The organism is Gilvimarinus sp. 1_MG-2023, assembly GCF_030548285.1.
The window spans coordinates 1-267 of the sequence record NZ_JAUOSC010001099.1; the positions used below are offsets into that span (position 1 = coordinate 1).

Sequence of the window (267 nt, forward strand, 5' to 3'; positions counted from 1 at the left end):
GGCCAAGAAGATTTTCTTTTGGAACAATTACGTCATTATAAAGTATAGTATGAGTATCTGAAGAACGAATTCCAAGCTTATCCTCTTTGGCACCAATAACTACACCTGGCCATGAAGTCTCAACTATGAATGTACAAATTCCTTTAGAGCCTAACTCTGGATTCGTTTGAGCTATAACTAAATGTAGACTAGAAGTTCCGCCATTAGTTATCCAATTCTTAGTGCCATTCAATATATAATGATCGCCCTGATCAATCGCAGAAGTCT

1 protein-coding gene is annotated in these 267 nt (G+C 37.1%); it reads right to left on the bottom strand.

The annotated features are described in order from the left end of the window. On the bottom strand, positions 1-267 hold a 267-nt coding region (locus tag Q4563_RS20250; protein WP_303605790.1), incomplete at both ends, for an acyl-CoA dehydrogenase family protein.